Origin of the sequence: Flavobacterium galactosi, assembly GCF_048158585.1 — a bacterium.
Lineage (GTDB): Bacteria > Bacteroidota > Bacteroidia > Flavobacteriales > Flavobacteriaceae > Flavobacterium > Flavobacterium galactosi.
In genome coordinates this window covers 1-4228 of sequence record NZ_JBLNKV010000016.1, presented here as the reverse complement: position 1 = coordinate 4228, position 4228 = coordinate 1, and the positions used below count along the sequence as shown (strand labels likewise).

The following is a 4228-nucleotide window of genomic DNA, read 5'->3' as shown; positions in this document are numbered from 1 at the left end:
GGACCGGATAGTTTTACATCTACGATGGAAGATCCGACCGCCTTTGCATCAACAGCTGCAAAAGCAGGGGTATATACTGTTGAGGTTACCGATAATAATGGTTGTAAAAAAACAGCCACCACCACAGTAGTTGTCAATCCATTGCCAACCGCAACCGCAGTTGGAGGAGTTTTATCTTGTTCAGGAGCAGCTCTCCAATTGAGTGGTTCCGGTTCAACCGGTGCGGCCACTCTTAGTTTTGCCTGGACTACCTCAAACGGAAATATCGTGAGCGGTGGCAATACAGCTTCCCCAATGGTAAATCAGCCTGGGACATATACCTTAACTGTTACCGATGGAAATGGATGTACAGATACTGACAATGCAGTTGTAACTCCAGCGGTGAACTGTGCTCACATTTTCCCAACCGCAACTACTTGTTGTAATTACCTAGGTGGTACTCCGGAGAATTTTATTTTAGAGAAAGTTTGTATTACTGTAGAGGGAAATAAAATTAAAAATGCCATCCCTGGAGTATTCTTCTATTATGGGGATTATACCGTTCCTACAGGTGGTGGTGGTCAGACAACAATTATTGTTGACCAAACTAGTGCAGGAGGTCTTCCAAAATTTGATCCGCAGAATTTAAGTAATGTACGTTTGTTTGTGGATGATTGTCAAAATGTAACACCTAGTAAGGTTACAATTGGTACGGGTCCAAATAAAGGTGATGTAACTATAGAATTTAACGCGGTAGCAGGCCATACATACGTGATCTCTGTGAAGTATGATGTTAAATCAATACTGGGTGCATTTAATCAAACTGGACCGCTTAGTGCTACATTCGGGATGAGTATAAATGGAAATCCTCTTGTAGGTATTGGAAAAGTAGATGCTATATCAGGTACCTGTTCAGACACTTCCGGTACGCCTTCGGGTTCTTGCAATACTCAAACTACTGCAATTGCTCCGATAGAAACAACTGTAACCGCTAAAACCACAAGTAATGCAGGTTTCGATGCCTATCCGGTTCCTTTTAAAGATCAGCTTACCATCAAATACAAATTTGATTACAAATCTGATGTGAAAATCGAGGTGTTCAATGCACAAGGAATATCAGTGCTTACAAAAACTGATACCAATAGTTATTTTGATAAAGAAATAACACTGGATCTTAAAGCAAGCAAAAGACAAGAGCAAGTGTATCTCGTGAAAGTGACTACTAACAGAGGAAGCACTACGAAAAAAGTAATGTCTTCAAAATAGATTTTGAATGATTATCTAATCCCTAAAAAAGAATGAAATGGATTAGAATAAAATAAGCCTCGGAAGTGAAAATTTCCGAGGTTTATTTTTTTATTTTTTAATTGAATTTTAAGTTATTGTATAAAACTACTTTGAGGTTGACAAAAGATTTTTTTGTTCCTCACTCTAAAATATTCTTTGGATGATGAAGCACTTCATTAGTATTTTCATCATTAGTATTTTACTAAAAGTGGATTAATTTTCATTTAATATTTATACTAAAATCAAAGCCATTTCAATAGTATTGATTTTATCTTTTATAACCATCTTGGTTTTTATTCTCATTATCATTTCGTCCTACATTTCGAAAGAATAAAAATCTACATTTTAAAATTCTTATGATGCTTCCGAAGTCTTTAAAAAAAATGAGTGAATTTCAATAATTTAAAATTCACAATAATTATCTAAAATTGTTATCTAAAAATCAGTTTAAATGCAATTAAATGATTAAAATGTAAGAGGGATTTATTGCCTTTAACATTATTTTTTGATTAACAAAATTTATGTAATAAAATTATTAATTAATTGAAAACCAATTAGTTAACGAGTTTTTTAGTATTAATTTTTTAGTACTGTAAAGCTTTTCTTAGCGAACTATGTTCTTTGTCGGGTATAAAAGAATGTTGTCTTGTTTCCCTTTATTTTTTTTTCATTTTTTGGTGTAATACCTAACTTTGGTTTAACAAAAAATTATTTCATTTGAGTTGTTTATCAAACAACTTTCAAATAATAAAAGGATCTTTTTGTTACCCCACAATAAAATATCCTTTGAATGATGGAGTACTTCATAAAATTATTTTTTGAAGATGTTTCGTTTTTTCTACGAGTTTTCGCTGAATCTGAAAACTTTTGTTTATCCTATTTTTATTATTTTTTATTTCTAATCATTTTTAAAATCAATATTTTAAATTGTTAAAAAAAATGTTTTTAGTTAATAAATGGATATGTTTTTTAATCCCCATATTACACATCCAGTTTATTGAATGTATGCTTCATAAAATCTATTTTTTGAAGAGGATTGTTTTTCTGGTGGTTACCTATTTTAAATCTGTAACCTTTCTATTTTTTCTAATGTATAAATACAATTTATGAGAGAACACACTTTAGTTTTTCGCAACCCCAAACTCTACTAATGCTTTCTTGTTAATAATTATGGTCTTAAAACCAAATTATTATGAAAAAAATTATCTCTTTTAAGATAAAAAGTACGCAAGAATATTGTTGTACTTTTTTCCAACTTTTAAACGTAGGTTTTTCAAAATTTAATTTTATAGCTCCTATCGATTCCTTATCAAGGCTATGGTCTTGTTATTGGCGTCAGTCGTTTGCTTTGCCATTTATGTTGGCGGCAATTTTAATGACGGGTTATAAAGTTAATGCACAAGGATCTATTAAAGGTATAGTGCCAGTACAATACCCCCATAGTGGTTCCGCAGTTGATGGCGATGCCTTTGCTCATGAACCTATTGGCACTATATATGAGGGTGTAGGAGACTTGTTTGACAAATTGCATCCTACTATAGATGGTCATGGTGTGATTAACCCATTTACAGGTGAAGTTTTTTACAAACCCACGGAACCTGTCACCGTGCCTGTCAGCTATTTTCTGCAAGATCCTTATCTAAATGATCCAACCATATTTACCCAGTCTAATAAGATAAATGATAATCCAAACACCTATACTTGGGGTGCAGGATCTTCACCTAACAAAAATGAAATCCAAAATGCTGGTGTTCATTTTAGTTATGGTGATCCAAACGTTATAGGAGGAGTAAGTATTGATGGTCAGACCTTTGTTGCCGGTACAAGCGGACCTGGAGTTGCTACAGATCTATGGGCCCTTTTTGCAGGTGACCGTCAGGTAACCAACGGGAGCAGTTATATAGATTTTGAGTTTTTACAGGCTCCCTTAACGATTACTGGCGCTGTCTTTGGTCCCGCTGACCCCTTAAGTGGTGTTGTGCCAATTATAGGGGGTAGTGGCGGATTTACTACATCAGGAACCGATGGTGGACGTACAGTTGGTGACATATTGCTCACTATTGAATTTACCCAAGGAGGCGGTGACGCTAACGTTGTGATTCGGGTATGGACGGAAATAACGCCTGGTGTGTATGAATATGTAGTTCATTCCAACTCTGAGTTTTTTGGTGCTATTTATTTAACCAATAACTCTTCGAGTACCCCAGTACCCTTTGACGTATATGGAAGCGGCTTTGGTAATGGTATCTACGAACCCAACCAATGGGCGGAGGGTGCTATCAATCTTACCCAAGTGCTCACAGCGATTAATAATCCATGCTTTACACTCAGTACGCTGTTTATTAGAACACGGTCTTCAGGAAATTCAGCTCAATCTGAATTAAAGGATTTTCCGGGAGCTCCAATTCAGTTGAATTTGGATTTGAGTAGACTGGCAGTCACATGCGCTGCGCCTGTTACTTTACCAGTATGCAGCACAACTGAAACAATAACAGCAGCTTACAATACTTGGAAAGCCGGTTTTAGTAATACGGGTGGAATTAGTCCAGTTACTGATAACCTGGCAGATTTTCCACCTTTAGGCAATTTGACTTGCGGCGGACAATTGACTTTCGAATATAAAGTATTTGATGCTTGCCACAAAGTGCCTAAAACATGTACTAGTACTTTTACTGTTGTAAAAGACGAGGTCATGCCAGTAATCACGGCAACCGGAACACCTATAAACGGGACTTTGGGCTGTAATCCAACAGCGGATGCCATTGGTGCAGCGCTTGGAACAGCAACAGCAACCGATAATTGTGGTGCGGTAACTCCGACATTCACAGACGGAACAATCGTAATCGATGGTTGTTTGCGTTCCCAAACAAGAACTTTCACTGCAACAGATGCCTGTGGCAATAGTGCTACTACAACACGTACAGTGACTTGGACAGTTGATACAACAGCACCGGCGTTCACC

General features: G+C 36.3%; 1 protein-coding gene and 1 pseudogene. Both read left to right on the top strand.

Features of this window, described 5'->3' with window-relative positions:
• Nucleotides 1–1245 (top strand): T9SS type A sorting domain-containing protein (locus ACM55M_RS17370; protein WP_416858934.1); only part of this gene is annotated, 1245 nt, incomplete at its 5' end.
• Nucleotides 1246–2458: 1213 nt separating this feature from the next.
• A pseudogene (locus ACM55M_RS17365) lies at nucleotides 2459–4228 on the top strand (hypothetical protein); the annotation flags it as partial.